We start from the raw sequence: 17,730 nt of genomic DNA, 5'->3' as shown, positions 1-17,730 counted from the left end.
CACAAAACAAGTTATTAATTAGTATTTTTAGATATTTGTAAGAGATCACGGCTGATTATGGATATTGTTGGGGCGCATCGTGTGGATGCTTCTCCCACTAACCCATCACGCACAAGCCGGTTCAGCCCAGACGGCAAACTCATTGCCGCTGGGCTCAACGAAGTGGAAACGACGGCCACCGGGAAAATCGAAAAGAGGGCGGTTGATGATGCCTCCGTGTTGGCTCACCTTGGCTTGGGTCGCTTCAATATCTGCGCTGTAGAAGACCAGCAGGGCGCCGCCCTGATCTGTCAGGTTGCACTGATCCGCCCGATAGAAGCCGCCATCCAGCTCCTCATCGGCAAAGGCGCAGTAGTCGGGGCCGTAATCGACAAATTGCCAGCCAAATACGGCCTGAAAGAATGCCTTGGTAGCGGCAAGATCTCGCGCAGCAAACTCCACATAGTCCAGTTTTTCATGGGCTTTCATTCAGTTCGTCTCCCTCATCATCAGCATCGCTGGGCTCAGCAAGTTGTTCCCACGGGGTCAGTTTAAGTTGCTTATGCCGTAACCTGAGGACACTGGCCATAATGAGGCCGATAAATCCCGCAAAAAATGCGGTTTGACGTAGAGCAAATAGCAGATCCATTCCCATGGGTTGCCAGCTGAAAAACCACAACAGTATGCTCCAGATCAGTCCAAGGCCGATGCCAAATACCAGAAAGTTGGTAAGCCAGCTCTCGTAATGTGGCGGTTTGACAGACCAACCCAGTTGGCGCAACAACCAGAACAAGGGGGGATTGTAGTTGGACTGCCATACCCCTTTGTTAGCCAGCTCCTGATGGGCGGCGGCCAGCCGCTCTTCAAATGTCATGGTATTCATCCTTGTGAAATAAGTGGTGTCATACGGTGCTTTTCAGGCTGCATTGTACTGACAAATCGCGGGCATGATGTGGGCTCGCGGTCACGTTCTTTTTCTGTAGAAAAAAGAACTGGCCTCACCGCACGCTTGCCAATCCACAGCGGCTGCGCCTATAAAGGCCCATTACTCTTGTCCGGATAACAGCAATGAAGACCCATTCTGATGAACTGACCCTGTTTGTGGCGGTGGTGGAGGCGGGCAGTTTTCGCCAGGCGGCGGAGAACCTCGGCATGGACAACTCGGTGGTGAGCCGTGGCATCAAGCGGCTGGAGGAGAAGCTCTCAACCGTTTTGCTCAATCGCACCACCCGCCGGGTCAGTCTGACCGAGGAGGGGAGTTGGTTCTATCAGCGGGCGGTGAAGATCCTGACCGAGATGAGCGAGGCGGAGGGGCATCTGCTGATGCGCCGGGAGCAACCAGAGGGGATCTTGCGGGTAGATGCCGCTACCCCCTTTATTCTGCACCGGCTGGTGCCGATCATCGGCGAGTTTCGCCGCCGCTACCCTGCCATCGAGTTGCAGCTGCACAGTTCGGAGGGCTTTATCAATCTGATGGAGCGGCGGGTGGACATGGCCATCCGCATCGGCGAGCTGACCGACTCCTCACTGCGCGCACTGCCACTGGGCCGTTCGCGGTTGCGGCTGCTGGCTTCCCCTGGCTATTTGAGCGAGCGCGGCACCCCGCGCCAACCGGCGGATCTGCTGAGCGGTCACGAGCTGCTCGGCTTTTTGCATCCCGATCACCTCAACCACTGGCCGCTGCTCAGTGCCGAGCAGGGGGATCGCTTTGCCATTACCCCCAGCCTGCGAGCCAGCAGCGGCGAAACCTTGCGTCAGCTGGCGCTGGCGGGGCAGGGGATCGTCTGTCTGTCGGATTTCATGACCGGGCCGGATCGGGAGAGCGGCGCGCTGGTGGAGGTGTTGGCGCGCAGTAACAGCGGCGCCTCGCGCCCCATCAATGCAGTCTTCTACTCCGATGCCCAGCGGGATATCCGGCTACGGGTCTGGCTCGATTTTCTTAAAGAGCAGCTTGGCAGCCATACCCTTTAGCGCAGGTTGGTTTGTGCGGTTTGTTTGAACGGTTCGTTGCTGCGGTTTGCTTGGCGAAGAACAAGCCGCGCCTTCGTTGCGGCCAATCAGCATTAGCCTGGTGGCAGATAAACAGACGGCCGACTTGAGGGTCGGCCGCCGGTTCGGGAAGGTGTGTGAGCTGAAGCACAGTTAGCGGGGCAGTTTGCCCCATACCCGGCTGAGCAGGGCGCCGCCGATCACCGGCGGAATGGCCAGCAGCAGGGTCCACTGCCAGGAGAGGCCGCCGACGGTGGCGGCCAGTACGATGCAGGTGAGCACCACCAGTTGGGCCACCATCATCAGGAAGGTGCCTTCGCGGGGGGTCAGGGTCTCTTTTTGAGTGGCGACGTGGGCTACGGGCGCTTGATTGGTGGTGGGTTTCATGGCGATATCCCTCTGTTGAGTCTGATATCACTAAGCAATGGCCGTTCCACATTTTTTAATGTTAATTATCAATGGCTTGCAAGTCTTGTCGTCATTCCCGTTTCGAGAGCGCAGGCAAAATGATTTGCAAAATGAAAACGCCACCCTGCGGTGGCGTCTTGGTTATTGAGAGGGAGAGGGGGAAGCGCCGGGTCTAGCCAATCCGGTATTGGCGGATCTGCTCGTCGATGGCTTTGGCCAGTTCGAACAGTTCGCGGCTGGCGGCATTGCTCTCCTCTGCGTGTTCACGCTGATGCTCGGCCACCATGGCCAGCTCGTCAAGCGCAGCTCTGGCTTGCCCCATCTGTTGATCCTGAGCTTGTGCCAGCGCGCTGATTTCGTTGAGTTCCCTTGCTGTCTGGTTAATTTGGCTGGTGGCATCGACCAGCACCTCTCTGGCTTGATGCATCCGGCTATAGCCCTCTTCGCTCAGGGTGTGGGAGCCTGCCATCGAGCTGCTGGCCTGCCGAGTACCCTCCTGCAGACGCAAGATAAGATCCTGCACATCCTTGGTGGCGGTCTGGGTGCGCACCGCCAGTTGGCGCACCTCGTCGGCCACCACCGCAAAGCCCCGCCCCATATCCCCTGCCCGGGCAGCCTCGATAGCGGCATTGAGGGCCAGCAGGTTGGTCTGGTTCGAGACATCGCGGATGAGGTTCATGATCTGGGTGATGTTGTTGCTGTCCTTGACCACCTCTTCAAGCAGCGCGGACGAGGTGCCGATGCTGCTGCGCAAAGTATCGAGACGATCGGCACTCTGGATCACATCCTGTTCGACACTGAGCATGTGGTCAGCGATGCGCCGGGTCACGTCGCTGACCCCCTCGGAACGGCTGGCGATCTGCTCGGCATTGCTGCCGATGGCAGCGACTACATTGGTCAGTTCTTGGATGCTCCTTGCCTGCTGGCACGCTTCTCCCGCCAGTGCCTGCGCCTGATGAAGGGTTTGCGAGGATTGGGCGGAGAGGGCACTCCCCGATTGTTGGAAGCGGGAGAAGCTCTGGTTAAGACTCTGGATCAGCCGGTTGAAGCTCTGGGCCATCTGGCCCAGCTCCGACTCGTCGGAGAAGTCGAGGCGGGTCGCCAGATCCCGATCGGCGGTGATGTGGTGCATGCCATCGGCAGCCTGACGAATCGGGCGACTGATGGAGTGAGCCAACCAGGCGGAGGCCAGCATCGCCAGAGTGCCGATGGCGAGCGACACCATGATGATGAGCTGGCGTGACTCATGTAATCCCTCTTCCAACTCGGCGCTGTTGATCTCGCCAATCAGCAGCCGGTTGAGGGTGGGGATGTAGCGTACAGCAAGAAGGTAGGTTTCTCCCTCCAGCGTCAGTGCCTCAACTGCCACCTGTTCCCCAGCCTTGGGGATAAGCCGTTTGACGGTATCGAGAAAGGATTGTTGATGGTGAGCGGCATCTTTTTGCTCCAGTGCGGGGTGGATCTCGATATTGCCTTCCATGTCCGCCAGATAGACCTGACCGCTCTTGCCGATCCGATAGCTGCTGATGAGCTTGCTCAGGGTGCTCATGTCGATGGAGGTACCGGCCACCGCCAGGGTATTGCCCTCGTGGGTGACGGCGGTGTTGATATAGAGGGAGGCTCGCTGGTTGAAATCGGAGATGTCGAGGTTCAGTTCGTAAGGTTGATTGCGCTGGAGAAAACCGTAAAACCACTCATCTTTCGGGTCTGACTCGCTCAGCGCTTTCTGGGCGGTGGGGCCGTCACTGAAGTTGAGCAAGGTGTTGGTCTGGCGAGGGGCAATAAAGACGTTACCGCCGAGACGTCGTTGCAGAGCCTGAAAGTAGCGCTCCATCTCGGGCCACTCAGCTTCTGGCATGCCAGCGGTCAGCCAGTCGATGACGAAGCTGTTGCTGGCGAGCGCTTGCGCCTCGGTCAGGTGCTGGGTCAGCTGGGCGGTCAGCTGGTTGGCAATGCGGTCCACACTGCTTGGCAGCTCATAGCGTTCGACCCGCTGCTGTGCCTGCGTGTGGGATATCTGCTCGAGGATCAGGGTGATGCAACTGATGGCGATAACCATCAGTATCGCTACGCCGGAGAGGATCCGGGTGCGGATCCCGAGCCCTGACCAGAGTGAGTGCAGTGTAAAACGGTGTATCGCCCTCTCCATATTTCTCTCCTCCATAAAGAAAGGCCGCATATGCGACCCAGATGATGATTATAGATAGAGAACTCAATTGTGTTGTGACGGTTGGTGAGAACAAGATTCACCAGATAAAAACAGGGGGAGCAACGGGAGGGGAGGGCCGGCAAGGGGTAGACAAAAAGAGGCCGACGTGATGGTCGGCCTCCTTGGTGTTTATCTCAACGGAATGTCGGGAGCCCGATCAATCCTCTTCAGCCCAACGGCGTGAACGCTCAACCGCTTTTTTCCAGCCGTTGTAGCGCTTGGCGCGATCGTCTCTGTCCATCTGCGGGATGAACTCGCGGTCCACGCTGAACTTGTCTTCCAGCTCGTCGGAGCTCTTCCAGAAGCCGACTGCCAGACCCGCTAGGAAGGCGGCGCCCATGGCGGTGGTCTCGATGCGGGTCGGACGCACCACAGGGGTGTGCATCATGTCAGCCTGGAACTGCATCAGGAAGTCGTTGGCCACGGCGCCGCCGTCTACTTTCAGCGCAGCCAGCTTGATGCCGGAGTCTTGCTGCATGGCATCCAGCACATCGCGGCTCTGATAGGCGATGGATTCCAGCGCGGCACGGATGATGTGGTTGCGGTTGGCGCCACGGGTCAGGCCGACCATGGTGCCGCGAGCATAGGGATCCCAGTAGGGCGCGCCTAGGCCGACGAAGGCCGGTACCAGATAGACGCCGTTGGTGTCACCCACCTTGGAGGCGAAGTAGTCGGTATCGCGGGCATCGTGAATGATCTTCAGCTCGTCACGCAGCCACTGGATGGTGGCGCCGCCCATAAACACCGCACCTTCCAGCGCGTAGTTCACTTCCCCTTTCGGGCCGATGGCAACGGTAGTCAGCAGGCCGTTGCTGGAGCGAACCGGCTCGGTGCCGGTGTTCATCAGCATGAAGCAGCCGGTGCCGTAGGTGTTCTTGGCCATCCCTTTTTCAAAGCAGAGCTGGCCAAACAGGGCAGACTGCTGGTCACCGGCGATACCGGCGATGGGGATGCGGGAGCCGCCACCACGGGTGGTGTAGCCGTACACTTCGGAAGAGGGTTTCACTTCCGGCAGCATGGACATGGGGATGCCCAGCTCGTCCAGCATCTTCTGATCCCACTTCAGCTCGCGGATGTTGTAGAGCATGGTACGGGAGGCGTTGGTCGGGTCGGTGACGTGCACTTCGCCATTGGTCATCTTCCAGACCAGCCAGGTGTCGATGGTGCCAAACAGCAGCTCGCCGTTCATCGCCTTCTCGCGGGCACCTTCCACGTTGTCGAGGATCCACTTCACCTTGGTACCGGAGAAGTAGGCATCCAGCACCAGGCCGGTGTTCTCGCGAACATACTCTTCCAGACCGCGAGCTTTGAGCTCTTCGCAGATGGCGGCGGTGCGGCGGCACTGCCAGACGATGGCGTTGTAGATGGGCTTGCCGGTGGCCTTTTCCCATACCACTGTGGTTTCACGCTGGTTGGTGATACCGATGGCGGCGATCTCTTCGCTGCGCAGGCCAGTCTTGGCCAGCACTTCGGTAAAGACGGAGGATTGGGTCGCCCAGATCTCCATCGGGTCGTGCTCTACCCAGCCCGCTTTCGGGTAGTGCTGGGTGAATTCGCGCTGGGAGGTACCGACAATATTGGCATCCTGATCAAACACGATGGCGCGGGAAGAGGTGGTTCCCTGGTCCAGAGCGACGACATATTTCTTTTCAGCAGACATGATGTTCTCCACGTTTCTATTTTCCACGTTTTTATACGTTGGAGGGGGCCGCTCTTATGCGGCAGCCTCTTCTTTGGCGGTTTGGGTAGCTTGCTCGGTGGTGACGACACGGTTGCCCGGGACGCAGGGAGCCAGCACTTTGACATACAGAGCGGTACCAATCTGGGCGCCAACGATGGGGCCAAGGATCGGAACCCAGAAGTAGGGGTTGTCACGACCACCGGTCAGGGCAACATCACCCCAGCCAGCAAAGAACGCGAACAGTTTCGGACCAAAGTCACGGGCCGGGTTCATGGCAAAACCGGTTAACGGGCCAAGGGAGGCACCGATCACCGCGATCAGGATACCGATCAGCAGGGCGGCAGCGAAACCCTTGGGGGCGCCGTTGTTGTTGTCACCCAGCGCCATGATGCCCAGCATCAGGACAGCGGTGATCACCAGCTCGACGGCAAAAGCTTGCATATTGGTCAGTAGGGCATTGGGGTAGGTGGAGAAGATCCCGGCGGTGCCGAGGCTCTCGACGCTGCCGCGCACCACGTTATGGGTCACTTCCCACTGGGTGAAAAGGTTACCATAAAGGAAGTAGACAAGGGCGGCGAAGCAGAAGGCACCGGCCATCTGGGCGATGATGTAGGGCACCACCTTGCGCTTGTCGAAACCGCAGAAGGTCATCAGCGCCAGGGTTACAGCCGGGTTCAGGTGAGCACCTGAAATGCCGCCGGTCACATAGATGGCGATGGCCACACCCAGACCCCAGGTAATGGAGATTTCCCACTGCCCGAAGTTGGCGCCTGCCAGCACCAGTGCCGCCACACATCCGACGCCGAAAAATATCAGCAGGCCGGTTCCGATAAACTCGGCGATGCACTCACCAAGCAGGGTATTGGGTCTTTGTATGCTCATACTTTTGTTCCTTATATCCACCCGTAGAGGTTTGATGTTCCGTTTTATCTTTTTGTGTCTATCCGTTGCTGCCGAAAACGTTTCCTTGTTGTTTTTGCGTGTTGCGCAAACGTTATGCTCGTTTGCGCTCGTTATCGGTCGTGACAGAAAATAACCCTTCCCAATAATTTCACCATCCCCCCTCCATAGGAAATGTGGACAAGATCCCACTCATTGCTAAGAAAATGTGACGTAAAGCATCTTGATAACCGCTAGTTACCACTTAGGGGGTAGCCTGCAACCCTTGCTACACAAGGGCTGGCGCTTGCTGAGTGACTTCTCATTTGGAGCTTTTATTTGTAATAAAACTGCAATATTTGAGCATGCATCACAGATTAAATGAGCGCATATGAGCACAATAGGCTCGCTTACGAATCAGTGGACTCACATGATTCGTTGGAATGGTCAGGGCATCCTCAACCGCCCATAACAACAATAAGGAAGCAGAACATGCTTAGTCTCTTCAGGCCTGCGGCGCATATCGACAGGCTCCCGGCTGACAAGGTCGACCCCTTCTACAAACGCATGCGTTGGCAGGTGTTTTTCGGGATCTTCTTCGGTTACGCCGGCTACTATCTGGTACGGAAAAACTTCAGTCTGGCGATGCCCTATCTGATCGAGCAGGGCTTCTCCCGTGGTGATCTCGGTTTCGCGCTCTCCGGGGTCTCCATCGCTTACGGTTTGTCCAAGTTTCTGATGGGGAACGTCTCTGACCGTTCCAACGCCCGTTACTTCCTCTCCGCTGGTCTGCTGCTCTCGGCTGCCATCATGTTCATGATGGGTACCATGCACTGGGCCACCTCCAGCATTGCCATCATGTTTGTGCTGTTGTTCCTGAACGGTTGGGCACAGGGCATGGGCTGGCCGCCCTGCGGTCGCACCATGGTGCACTGGTGGTCACAGAAAGAGCGCGGTGAAGTGGTTGCGGTCTGGAACGTGGCGCACAACGTGGGCGGCGGCATGATTGGCCCGCTGTTTATCCTCGGGATGGGCTGGTTCAACGACTGGCGCAGTGCCTTCTATGTGCCTGCGGCAGCGGCGGCCGCCATCGCGGTGATCGCCTTCTTCGTGATGCGTGATACCCCGCAATCGGTCGGTCTGCCTCCTATCGAGGAGTACAAGAACGACTATCCGAAGGATTACAACGAGAGCCACGAGCAGGAGTTCTCCGCCAAGGAGATCTTCGTCAAGTACGTGCTGCACAACAAACTGCTGTGGTACATCGCGATCGCCAACGCTTTCGTTTACCTCATTCGTTACGGTGTGCTGGACTGGGCGCCAACCTACCTGAAAGAGGCCAAGCACTTCACCGTCGACAACTCCTCCTGGGCTTACTTCCTCTACGAGTGGGCCGGTATTCCTGGCACCCTGCTGTGTGGCTGGATCTCTGACAAGATGTTCCAGGGCCGCCGTGCACCGGCCGGTATCCTGTTCATGGTGCTGGTGACCCTGGCTGTGCTGGTTTACTGGTTCAACCCGGCCGGCAACCCGACCATCGACATGATGGCGCTGGTGGCTATCGGCTTCCTGATCTACGGCCCTGTCATGCTGATCGGCCTCTATGCTCTTGAGCTGGCACCGAAGAAAGCTGCTGGTACTGCGGCAGGTTTCACCGGTCTGTTCGGTTATCTGGGCGGCGCCGTGGCAGCCAACGCCATGCTGGGTTATACCGTTGACCATTTCGGTTGGGATGGCGGCTTCATGGTGCTGACTGTCTCCTGCGTGCTCTCCATCATCCTGCTGGCGATGACCCTCAAGCATGAGAACATTGCCGTTGCGGCCAAGAAAGCGGCTGCCCATAAGGCATAAAACGTGATCCTCAGCTTATTGATCCCAAAGGGGATCAGGTAAACTGCCAAAAGGCCCCGCATCTGCCGGGGCCTTTTTTTGTCTCATCATCGGAGTGCAAGCGTGAAGCAAACCCAACGACATCTGGAGATCCTGGACGTCCTGACGCGGCAGGGATTTGTCTCGACCGACGATCTGGTGACCCACTTTGACGTCAGCCCCCAGACCATTCGCCGGGATCTGAACGATCTCGCCGAACAGAACAAGATCCGGCGCCATCATGGCGGTGCCTCCCTGCATTCGAGTACCGTCAATACCGCCTACAGCGCCCGTAAAGTGATGCAACTCAAGGAGAAAGAGCGCATCGCCCGCGAGGTCGCGGCCAATATTCCCGACGGCTCATCGCTCTTTATCGACATAGGCACCACCACCGAAGCCATTGCCCGCGCTCTGCTCGATCACCGCGAGCTGCGCATCGTCACCAACAACCTCAACGTGGCCAGCATTCTGACGGCCAAGGATGACTTCACCGTCATCATCGCCGGTGGCGAGATCCGCAACCGCGATGGCGGCATCGTGGGGGAGGCGACCCGCGACTTTATCGGTCAGTTTCGCATGGACTATGGTGTCATCGGGATTTCGGGGATCGACAACGACGGCTCCCTGCTCGATTTCGACTATCACGAGGTGAAGATTGCCCAGGCCATCATCGCTCACTCCCGTCAGGTGTTCCTGGCCGCCGACCACACCAAGTTCGGTCGCAATGCCATGGTCAATCTGGGCAATCTCAGCCAGATCCACGCCCTCTTTACCGATCAGGAGCCACCGGAAAAGCTGACGCGATTGATGGCGCAACACCAGATCGCCTGCCACATCTGCTGACGGCGAAACACACCAAGGCTGTGCCGGTCGCCCGTCAGGGCGGCCTCCTTTCTTTTTTTGTCTCCCATTCCTGCACTCATCTCACCCCTTTATGGGTATTGCCAAAACCACTATTCAATCTGGTTTTTTTGGCTAGTAACCCGCTGATTTCGGCCCGACGCCATTTGCTCAGCTGACCTGTCCTTTTTGCCACCTCTGGCGGGCTGTGGCGATCACACTTTCACCATAAAATGTTCGTTTGTTGTATTTTCATGTTCTAAAATGAGCGAAATCAAACATTGCTGTTATAGCAATCATAAAAATGAAAGTAGGTGAACATGAGCGAACATTATGATCTGGTCGTCGTCGGTGGCGGCATCAACGGGGTCGGCATCGCAGCCGATGCGGCAGGACGGGGTCTGAAGGTTGCCCTGTTTGAGGCGCAAGATCTCGCCTCTGCCACCTCGTCCAACTCCAGCAAGCTGATCCACGGCGGTTTGCGCTATCTCGAACATTACGAATTCCGGCTGGTGAAAGAGGCGTTGGCGGAGCGTGAGGTGCTGCTCGGTATGGCGCCTCACATTGCTCGTCCCATGCGTTTTCGCCTGCCGCACCGCCCGCACCTGCGTCCGGCCTGGATGATCCGCGCCGGTCTGTTCCTCTATGACAATCTGGCCAAGCGCGACAAGCTCAAGGGGAGCTGCGGTGTGCGCTTTCTGCCGCAAGATGGCTTGACCGCGGGGATCAACAAGGGGTTTGAATACTCGGACGCCTGGGTCGATGACGCCCGGCTGGTGGTACTCAATGCCATGATGGCCCGTGACAAGGGGGCCGACGTGCAGACCCGCACCCGTTGCATCAAGGCGGTGCGCGGTTCCAAACACTGGACGCTCACTTTGGAGCGGGAAGGGGGCGAGCAGTTCACCGTCACCTGCCGTGGTCTGGTCAATGCGGCGGGCCCCTGGGTCAAGACCTTCTACGACGAGAGCCTGCACGAGAAATCCCCCCGCGGCATTCGCCTTATTAAAGGCAGCCACATGATAGTGCCGCGCATCCATGAGCGCGAAGAGGCCTATATCCTGCAAAACGAAGACAACCGCATCGTCTTCGTCATCCCTTATCAGCAGGACTACTCACTCATCGGCACCACCGATGTGGAGCACCACGGCAGCCCGCGGGAAGCGAAGATCAGCGAGGCCGAAATTACCTACCTGTGCAAGGTGGTCAACGCCCACTTCACTCGCCAGATTGCGCCGAAAGATGTGATCTGGACTTACGCCGGGGTGCGCCCGCTCTGTGATGACGAGTCAGACTCGCCGCAGGCGGTGACCCGCGACTACACCCTCGAGCTCTCTGGCGAATCGGATGGTGCGCCGCTCTTGTCGGTGTTTGGCGGCAAACTCACCACCTATCGCAAGCTGGCGCAGGCCGCCTGCAACAAGCTCAAGCCCTGGTTCAGCCAGATGGGGGATGACTGGACGGCGACCAGCCGTCTGCCCGGCGGCGAGTTTGACTGCTCGGTACGCGAGCTGGCCCGCGCCTTTGCGCTGGAGTTTGACTGGCTCGATGATCGCAGCGCCCTGCGCATTGCCGAGGCCTATGGCGCCCATGCCCGTCTCTGGCTAAAAGAGGATCGCGGCATTCACTTCGGTGGCGGCCTCTACGAGTCGGAAGTGCGCTATCTCATCGAGCGGGAGTGGGCCTGTTCACTGGACGATATCCTCTGGCGTCGCAGCAAGCTTGGGCTGCGCCTGAACGAGTCAGAGCAGCAGATGCTGCAGATCTGGCTCGACCAATACCATCAGGCTCTGCGCAAGGCGAGCTGATGTGTGACGGTGGGCAGTACGCTGCTGCCCACCGCTTTTCACCGTAAATATGCAACAAACCTCTGATAGAACAATTACCTACACAATAATAAAGAGCATCACATATGAAAAAACTCGCCGTTTCCCTCATCGCCTTGAGCCTTGGGGCATCCCTCTCATTACCCGTGTTGGCTGCCGATGAAGGCAAGGTGGTGATCGCCCACCGTGGCGCTTCCGGCTACCTGCCCGAGCATACTTTAGAGTCCAAGGCATTGGCCTATGGCATGGGGGCCGACTATCTGGAGCAGGATCTGGTGATGACCAAGGATGACCAGCTGGTGGTGATGCACGATCACTTCCTCGATGGCATCACCGATGTGGCAGCGCGCTTCCCTGGTCGTGCCCGTCCGGACGGTCGTTACTATGTAGTGGATTTCACCCTGGATGAGGTGCGTTCCCTGCGTATGACCGAGCCATTCCAGCTGGTGGATGGCAAGCAGGTGCCGGTCTATCCGGCCCGCTTCCCGCTCTGGAAGTCAGACTTCAAGATCCACACCTTCCAGGAGGAGATCGAGATGATCCAGGGGCTCAACAAGAGCACCGGCAAGAACATCGGGATCTATCCGGAGATCAAAGCGCCCTGGCTGTTCCGTCACGAAGGCAAGGATATCTCCAAAGCAGTGCTGAAGGTGCTCAAGGAGTACGGCTACACCGGGAAGGATGACAAGGTCTATCTGCAGTGCTTCGATGCCGATGAACTCAAGCGCATCAACAGCGAACTGATGCCCGCCATGGGTATGGATCTGAAACTGGTGCAGCTGATGGCCGAGACCGACTGGAACGAGACCATGGTTTACGATGCCAAGGGCAAGGCGACCCCCTACAACTATGACTGGATGTTCAAGCCGGGGGCGATGAAAACCATCGCCAGCTATGCCGAAGGGATTGGCCCGTGGAAGCCGATGATCGTCACCGAACCGGGCACTTTGGGCAAACCGGTCTTCACCGGCATGGTAAAAGAAGCCCACGCTGCGGGCCTGAAAGTTCACCCCTATACCTTCCGTCAGGATGAGGGGCAGATCCCGGCCTATGCCAAGGACTTCACCGATCTCCTTAACATCTTCCTCTATCAGGCCGATGTGGACGGGGTGTTCAGTGACTTCCCCGACAAGGCGGTGGCCGTCATCAAGGCCCATCAAGAGGCGGCCAAATAGCACTCTGGCGCCATTTGAATGCAAAGCGAGGCCAATTGGCCTCGCTTTTTGTTTCAGGTTCCCGCAACGGGAGTGTGCGCCCTGTCAGAAAATAGCCAGATCACGTCATGGTGTGCCGGATCTGCATCATTTTACGCAGTTTTTACGTAGCAGATCGCTGGCATGAAATCGGCAGAGCGGTTAGTCTAGCGGCGTTGAACCAACCCCATGAGGTACAGATGAAAACCGTATTGCGTTTTAGCCTGCTGGGCGCCTTGTTGCTGGGTGGCCATGCCTTCGCCGCCGAGCCGAAAAAATTTGATATCAGCATGTTCCCAGCCGCTGACGTGAATCAGGAACGTGTGGTGATCCGCCTGCCTGAAGTCGAGAAAGAAGCCGACATGATGGTCGAGCTGCAGGTCGGCAAAAAGATGATGGTTGATTGCAACGTACCGCGTTTTGCAGGCAACCTGGAACAGCACAGCGTCAAAGGCTGGGGCTACAACTACCTGAAACTGGGCAAAGTCTCCGACCCCATCAGCACCCTGATGATGTGCCCGGATAACCAGCAGAAAGAGACCTTCGTCCAGATCTACGGTCAGGGCTTCTTCGTGAACTACAACTCAAAACTGCCGTTCGTGATCTACGTGCCGCAGGAGTATGAAGTGCGCTACCGTCTGTGGCGTGCCGACAACCTGGCCCAACCGGCCATGATTGAGTAAGCATGTTTGAACCAAAGGTTCAGCTGGTTCACCTGATGTGATAAATAAAGCGCCGTATGGCGCTTTATTTTTGCCTGCACAGTCCAAAAAGTGACGTGCAAATTGGCTGCACGTTTACATAAGTTTATTATTTATCAACGTTTTTTGTGTGTTATGCCACAAAATCGGCGTCAGCGATGGGGCAAAGTGACTTCGATAAAAGATATTTATTAACATAGTGAGAAAATTGATTTTGCACTCGGCGATGGCCTGATGATACTTGCCCGCAAAGGTCAAACTAACCAGAAAAAAGAGCACTATGAGCTTCGAATCAGACAAGCGTTTCAACGACTTCAAACATTTTCCCCGTGGCCTGCGTCGCAGTGGCGAATTCACTGTGGCCGAAGCGGACAGTCTGGAAAAGTATGGTACCGCCATGCTGGCACTCTACCAGGGCAACCTTGCACCCCGTGACGATGTCGAGTCCGCCTTCGTCGAGCAGGTCAAATCCGGCGCGGCCGGTGCCAACCCCCATGCCAAGGTGTGGTTCAAATACCTCAAGGTGATCGGTCCCAAGCGCGTTCATCGCCTCTGCACCGTCGTTGGCGGCGCCAGCGAAGAGAGCAGCGGTGGCGGCAGCTTTGATGTCGGTGGTGGCAGCGGTGGTGGCAGTGACGAGTCCATCGATTAATGGATACCGAGCTGCTTCGGACCTTTATCGAGGTGAGCAAGACCCGGCACTTTGGCCGGGCTGCTGAAAATCTCTACCTGACCCAGTCGGCGGTGAGTTTCCGGATCCGCCAGCTAGAGCAGCAACTGGGTGTCAGTCTGTTTGCCCGTCATCGCAACAACATCCGCCTGACCGCCTCCGGTGAGCGTCTGCTGCCCTACGCAGACGCCATCTTGCACACCCTTGGTCGCGCCAAGCAGGATGTTGCGCTCTCGCCAGGATTCAGCCAGCAGTTGGCTATCGGCGCGCCCGCGGTGTTCTGGGAGCTTGATTTCAACGACTGGCTCAATCACATCTATGCGCTGGCGCCCGGTTTGGCGGTGCGGCTGGAAACGGCTTCCCGCGAGCACCTCTGCCGCCAGTTGCTGGAGCGCTCCCTCGATCTGGCCCTGCTCTCCGAGCCCACCAAGATCGACGAGATTGCCCTGCATCCCATCGGTGAGCTGGTGTTCGAGCTGGTGAGCCGGGATCCGGCCGCCAATGCCGACAACCTGATGCAGATGCCGCACATCCACCTCGACTGGGGCACCAGCTTCGAGCCGCAACCCAGCCGCTTGCAGAGCCTGCAAAAGACCCCGGTGCTGCACTCCAGCTCCGCCAGCATGGCGTTGCAGTTCGTGCTGGCCAACGGTGGTGCTGCCTACCTGCCACGGCGGATGGTCAGCCCCTTCCTCGAGAAGGGGGCGCTCCATCTGGTGGAGGGGGGCCAGCCGCTGAGCCGTCCGCTCTATCTCGCCTATCTGGAGAAATCCGATCGCCGGGAGCTGATCGATCAGCTGCTGACCCTGCCACTGGGTTGGCACGATGCCGAGTTGCGCCTCAACGTCGAATAAGTATCGAGTGTTATCCAAGGAAGAGCCCACCCCACGGTGGGCTCTTCTGTTTGGGGAACATTGCAGGGAGCGAGGTCACGTAATTGGCGCGGGAGGCTTGGCGTCATCGGCCTGTAACGGTACCTTTTCAGGCTGTTTATCCGATTGAGCACTGACAGGGATGGATTGTAATTGATCGACTTTAGTCACCCCGAATGGCGGGCACTGGCGCAGCAGTTGTTGAGCCACTCACCTGTGGTGATCCGTGGCCGCCAGTGGCAACCGCTGGTGGGCCTGCTCAAGGATAACCAGCTGCTGCTCGCCCATGGCAACCACAGCTATGAGCTCACCCCGGCCGGGCGGCGCTACCTCACCCGCGAGCTGATGCTGGCCGAGATCGCCACCGCTCCCCCCGAGCCAGAGGAGTGGTTGCATGCTCAGGGCTGGCAATTGGGGGAGCAGGTCAACGAGCGGGTGCTGGCGGCGCTCTATCGCAAGAGCGAGGTGAACTTCACCCCCAACGAGCAGATCGATTTCGAGGACAAGGGGATCCGGCTCTGTGCCGATCAGCTGTTGCGCTTGCGCGCCGCCCAGCCGTTCAGCCTCTTTTTCAGTGGCGGCACCCTGATCGATGCTGCCCCCTGGTTGCAGGCGCTGGGGGAGGTGGCCCTACCCGAGCGCACACTGGCGGGTCTTGGCAAGATCCTGTGGGGGGAGGGGAGTATCGAGCGGGTGATCACCACCGATAGCGTCGGCGCCTTTGCCGAGATGTCCCTTGATATTGGCACCTTGCTGGTGTGGGCCCCACCATCGGCTCCTCTCGCCTTGCAGCAGGTAGTGGCCGCCTTGCCCCCCAATGTGCTGTGGAGTCATCTCACCTCCCTCGATCCTGCCGGGGTGGATCGGCTGCAGGCGCTGGCCCAGCGGCTGGGGCGTCCGGCCAGCTGGTGGTTGCCCCGTGATCTGGCCCCCATTCTCAGCGCGTATGCCCAACCTTTGACTGAGGCTAGGCACTGGGAGCCGAGCCGGATCCCCAAGCCATTGTTAGCAGTTTGTAGCGGTTTGGTTGAGTCCAATGGTGGCTTGTCGGCCGAGGTGTGTGCGCTGGCGCCAGCATGGCATGCCGTTGGTTGAAATTGGCCTGAAAGCAAGCCAAAAAGCGGTTTTCCCCCATTGAACGCGGTGATATAAAGAGTTGACGAAGCGCTCGCCAGATGAGCGCTTTTGTTTATCAAGCCGCTTTGCCACCCAACGAACTCAACGGAATACAGGGAATACCATGTTTGAAAAGGTTGTTGCCGCCCCAGCGGATCCGATCCTGGGCCTGACCGAAGCCTTCCGTGCTGACTCTCGCAGCCACAAGATCAATCTGGGCGTAGGGATCTACAAGGACGAGTCCGGTGCCACCCCCATTCTTCACTGTGTCAAGAAAGCCGAGCAGAAGCTGCTGACCGACGAGAAGACCAAGAACTACCTCGGTATTGAAGGCAATATCGAATATGGCCGCATCGTGCAGCAACTGCTGTTCGGGCAGCACTCTGCGCTGGTTGCCAGCGGTCGCGCCAAGACCGCGCAAGCGCCGGGCGGTACCGGTGCCCTGCGTATCGCGGCCGAATTCGTGGTGCGCAACGGTCTGGCCAAGACCATCTGGATCTCCGATCCCACCTGGGCCAACCACGTAAGCGTATTCCAGGCCGCGGGCCTGACCGTCAAGTGGTACAAGTACTACGACGCCGCCACCAAGGGACTCGACTTTGCCGCTATGCAGGCCTCGCTGGCCGAAGTGCAGCCGGGTGAGCTGGTGCTGCTGCACGGTTGCTGCCACAACCCGACCGGTATCGACCCCACTAGCGATCAGTGGCGCGCGCTGGCCAAGCAGAGTGCTGCTGCCGGCTGGTTGCCGCTGTTTGACTTCGCCTATCAGGGTTTTGCCCGTGGTATCGAAGAGGATGCCGAAGGCCTGCGTATCTTCGCCGAGTGCCATGACGAGCTGCTGGTGGCGAGCTCCTTCTCCAAGAACTTCGGCCTCTATAACGAGCGGGTCGGCGCCTTCACGCTGGTGAGCGCGACCAAGGAGATTGCCGATGTGGCCTTCACTCAGGTCAAGACCGTGATCCGTGCCAACTACTCCAACCCGCCGTCACACGGCGCCGCTGTGGTCACCGCCGTGGTGAGCGATCCGGCTCTCTATGCCGAGTGGGTCGAAGAAGTGGCCGCCATGCGGGTGCGTATTCGCGAGATGCGCGAGCTGCTGGTAGAGAAGCTGGCTGCCCTCGGCGTGAGCCAGGATTTCAGCTTTATCCGCGAGCAGAACGGCATGTTCTCCTTCTCCGGTCTCACCAAGGATCAGGTGGAGCGCCTCAAGAGCGAATTTGCCATCTACATCGTCGGCTCAGGCCGGATCAGCGTGGCCGGAATTACCCGCGCCAATATCGATCCCCTGTGCGAGGCGATCGCCAAGGTGCTTTAATCGTATCACCTTGCGCTCTGGTTCTATGCCATGAAAAGCCCGTCACCTTGGTGACGGGCTTTTTTGATCGCCATGTCCCGTCCTGAATATGGTTTACACCTTTCCTCCCAATAAATGGAGAACCCGATGGGACAAGGTGTGAAACGGACACAGCGCGATTACTCGCTGACTTTTAAACTGGCA

General features: G+C 58.2%; 16 protein-coding genes. 10 read left to right on the top strand and 6 right to left on the bottom strand.

Annotated elements, in window-relative coordinates; all coding sequences use genetic code 11:
• Nucleotides 1-105: 105 nt before the first annotated feature.
• Together G5253_RS13400 and G5253_RS13395 are read right to left on the bottom strand one after the other, a co-directional pair.
• On the bottom strand, nt 106-468 hold the full coding sequence (locus G5253_RS13400) for a VOC family protein (RefSeq protein ID WP_266135072.1): 363 nt from the start codon (nt 466-468) through the stop codon (nt 106-108).
• Nucleotides 455-853: a DUF6404 family protein gene (locus G5253_RS13395; RefSeq protein ID WP_266135071.1), complete on the bottom strand. Its 399-nt coding sequence runs from the start codon at nt 851-853 to the stop codon at nt 455-457. The genes G5253_RS13400 and G5253_RS13395 overlap by 14 nt, the downstream gene beginning before the upstream one ends.
• 194 nt (nt 854-1,047) lie before the next feature.
• Between G5253_RS13395 and G5253_RS13390 the strand changes: the two genes are divergently transcribed.
• Nucleotides 1,048-1,950, top strand: a complete 903-nt coding sequence (locus tag G5253_RS13390; RefSeq protein WP_266135070.1) for a LysR substrate-binding domain-containing protein — start codon at nt 1,048-1,050, stop codon at nt 1,948-1,950.
• A gap of 171 nt (nt 1,951-2,121) precedes the next feature.
• On the opposite strand, the gene G5253_RS13385 is transcribed toward G5253_RS13390, so the two are convergent.
• The 4 genes from G5253_RS13385 to G5253_RS13370 all read right to left on the bottom strand — a co-directional run bounded on the left by G5253_RS13385 (nt 2,122) and on the right by G5253_RS13370 (nt 7,148).
• Entirely contained in the window at nt 2,122-2,355 is a 234-nt protein-coding gene (locus G5253_RS13385; protein ID WP_019446771.1) for a hypothetical protein, read from the bottom strand.
• A gap of 193 nt (nt 2,356-2,548) precedes the next feature.
• Nucleotides 2,549-4,525: a methyl-accepting chemotaxis protein gene (locus G5253_RS13380; protein WP_227342410.1), complete on the bottom strand. Its 1,977-nt coding sequence runs from the start codon at nt 4,523-4,525 to the stop codon at nt 2,549-2,551.
• Between the two features lie 217 nt (nt 4,526-4,742).
• Nucleotides 4,743-6,245 (bottom strand): glycerol kinase GlpK, encoded by a 1,503-nt coding sequence (gene glpK, locus G5253_RS13375; RefSeq protein ID WP_266135069.1) that lies wholly within the window; start codon nt 6,243-6,245, stop codon nt 4,743-4,745.
• A 54-nt stretch (nt 6,246-6,299) separates the two neighbouring features.
• The gene (locus G5253_RS13370; RefSeq protein ID WP_005350866.1) at nt 6,300-7,148 is read right to left on the bottom strand and encodes an MIP/aquaporin family protein; all 849 of its coding nucleotides are present in this window, start codon (nt 7,146-7,148) and stop codon (nt 6,300-6,302) included.
• 489 nt (nt 7,149-7,637) lie between these two features.
• Here G5253_RS13370 and glpT point away from each other — a divergent pair, with 489 nt between their 5' ends.
• From glpT to G5253_RS13325, 9 genes are all read left to right on the top strand, one after another.
• A complete protein-coding gene (gene glpT / locus G5253_RS13365; RefSeq protein WP_005337540.1) occupies nt 7,638-8,996 on the top strand; it encodes a glycerol-3-phosphate transporter in 1,359 nt (452 codons plus the stop codon).
• A gap of 102 nt (nt 8,997-9,098) precedes the next feature.
• On the top strand, nt 9,099-9,857 hold the full coding sequence (locus G5253_RS13360; protein WP_005347045.1) for a DeoR/GlpR family transcriptional regulator: 759 nt from the start codon (nt 9,099-9,101) through the stop codon (nt 9,855-9,857).
• Nucleotides 9,858-10,174: 317 nt separating this feature from the next.
• Complete coding sequence (glpD, locus tag G5253_RS13355) at nt 10,175-11,662, top strand: glycerol-3-phosphate dehydrogenase (protein WP_005350869.1); 1,488 nt, start codon at nt 10,175-10,177, stop codon at nt 11,660-11,662.
• A 104-nt stretch (nt 11,663-11,766) separates the two neighbouring features.
• On the top strand, nt 11,767-12,855 hold the full coding sequence (gene glpQ, locus G5253_RS13350) for a glycerophosphodiester phosphodiesterase (RefSeq protein ID WP_005337531.1): 1,089 nt from the start codon (nt 11,767-11,769) through the stop codon (nt 12,853-12,855).
• Nucleotides 12,856-13,073: 218 nt separating this feature from the next.
• Nucleotides 13,074-13,556, top strand: a complete 483-nt coding sequence (gene eco, locus G5253_RS13345; protein ID WP_005337529.1) for a serine protease inhibitor ecotin — start codon at nt 13,074-13,076, stop codon at nt 13,554-13,556.
• Between the two features lie 298 nt (nt 13,557-13,854).
• A complete protein-coding gene (gene maoP, locus G5253_RS13340) occupies nt 13,855-14,226 on the top strand; it encodes a DUF413 domain-containing protein (RefSeq protein WP_005337527.1) in 372 nt (123 codons plus the stop codon).
• On the top strand, nt 14,226-15,098 hold the full coding sequence (gene hdfR / locus G5253_RS13335; RefSeq protein ID WP_005337525.1) for an HTH-type transcriptional regulator HdfR: 873 nt from the start codon (nt 14,226-14,228) through the stop codon (nt 15,096-15,098). Before maoP ends, hdfR begins: the two co-directional genes overlap by 1 nt.
• A 171-nt stretch (nt 15,099-15,269) precedes the next feature.
• Nucleotides 15,270-16,211, top strand: coding sequence for a hypothetical protein (locus tag G5253_RS13330; RefSeq protein WP_213387004.1), 942 nt, complete (start codon nt 15,270-15,272; stop codon nt 16,209-16,211).
• Between the two features lie 145 nt (nt 16,212-16,356).
• Entirely contained in the window at nt 16,357-17,547 is a 1,191-nt protein-coding gene (locus tag G5253_RS13325; protein WP_005350888.1) for an amino acid aminotransferase, read from the top strand.
• The last annotated feature ends 183 nt before the right edge of the window (nt 17,548-17,730 follow it).

This window comes from Aeromonas sp. 602658, from assembly GCF_049173005.1.
Lineage (GTDB): Bacteria > Pseudomonadota > Gammaproteobacteria > Enterobacterales > Aeromonadaceae > Aeromonas > Aeromonas veronii_A.
Note: the sequence above shows the minus strand (reverse complement) of the source record. Positions and strands in the feature narration are given on the sequence as shown.

Bases quoted from the DNA above. Each gene is read 5' to 3' on its own strand.
- glpT (WP_005337540.1), top strand. From the start codon at position 7,638: ATGCTTAGTCTCTTCAGGCCTGCGGCGCATATCGACAGGCTCCCGGCT.
- G5253_RS13325 (WP_005350888.1), top strand. From the start codon at position 16,357: ATGTTTGAAAAGGTTGTTGCCGCCCCAGCGGATCCGATCCTGGGCCTG.
- G5253_RS13395 (WP_266135071.1), bottom strand. From the start codon at position 853: ATGACATTTGAAGAGCGGCTGGCCGCCGCCCATCAGGAGCTGGCTAAC.
- G5253_RS13380 (WP_227342410.1), bottom strand. From the start codon at position 4,525: ATGGAGAGGGCGATACACCGTTTTACACTGCACTCACTCTGGTCAGGG.
- G5253_RS13370 (WP_005350866.1), bottom strand. From the start codon at position 7,148: ATGAGCATACAAAGACCCAATACCCTGCTTGGTGAGTGCATCGCCGAG.
- eco (WP_005337529.1), top strand. From the start codon at position 13,074: ATGAAAACCGTATTGCGTTTTAGCCTGCTGGGCGCCTTGTTGCTGGGT.
- hdfR (WP_005337525.1), top strand. From the start codon at position 14,226: ATGGATACCGAGCTGCTTCGGACCTTTATCGAGGTGAGCAAGACCCGG.
- glpD (WP_005350869.1), top strand. From the start codon at position 10,175: ATGAGCGAACATTATGATCTGGTCGTCGTCGGTGGCGGCATCAACGGG.
- G5253_RS13400 (WP_266135072.1), bottom strand. From the start codon at position 468: ATGAAAGCCCATGAAAAACTGGACTATGTGGAGTTTGCTGCGCGAGAT.
- maoP (WP_005337527.1), top strand. From the start codon at position 13,855: ATGAGCTTCGAATCAGACAAGCGTTTCAACGACTTCAAACATTTTCCC.
- G5253_RS13390 (WP_266135070.1), top strand. From the start codon at position 1,048: ATGAAGACCCATTCTGATGAACTGACCCTGTTTGTGGCGGTGGTGGAG.
- glpQ (WP_005337531.1), top strand. From the start codon at position 11,767: ATGAAAAAACTCGCCGTTTCCCTCATCGCCTTGAGCCTTGGGGCATCC.
- G5253_RS13385 (WP_019446771.1), bottom strand. From the start codon at position 2,355: ATGAAACCCACCACCAATCAAGCGCCCGTAGCCCACGTCGCCACTCAA.
- glpK (WP_266135069.1), bottom strand. From the start codon at position 6,245: ATGTCTGCTGAAAAGAAATATGTCGTCGCTCTGGACCAGGGAACCACC.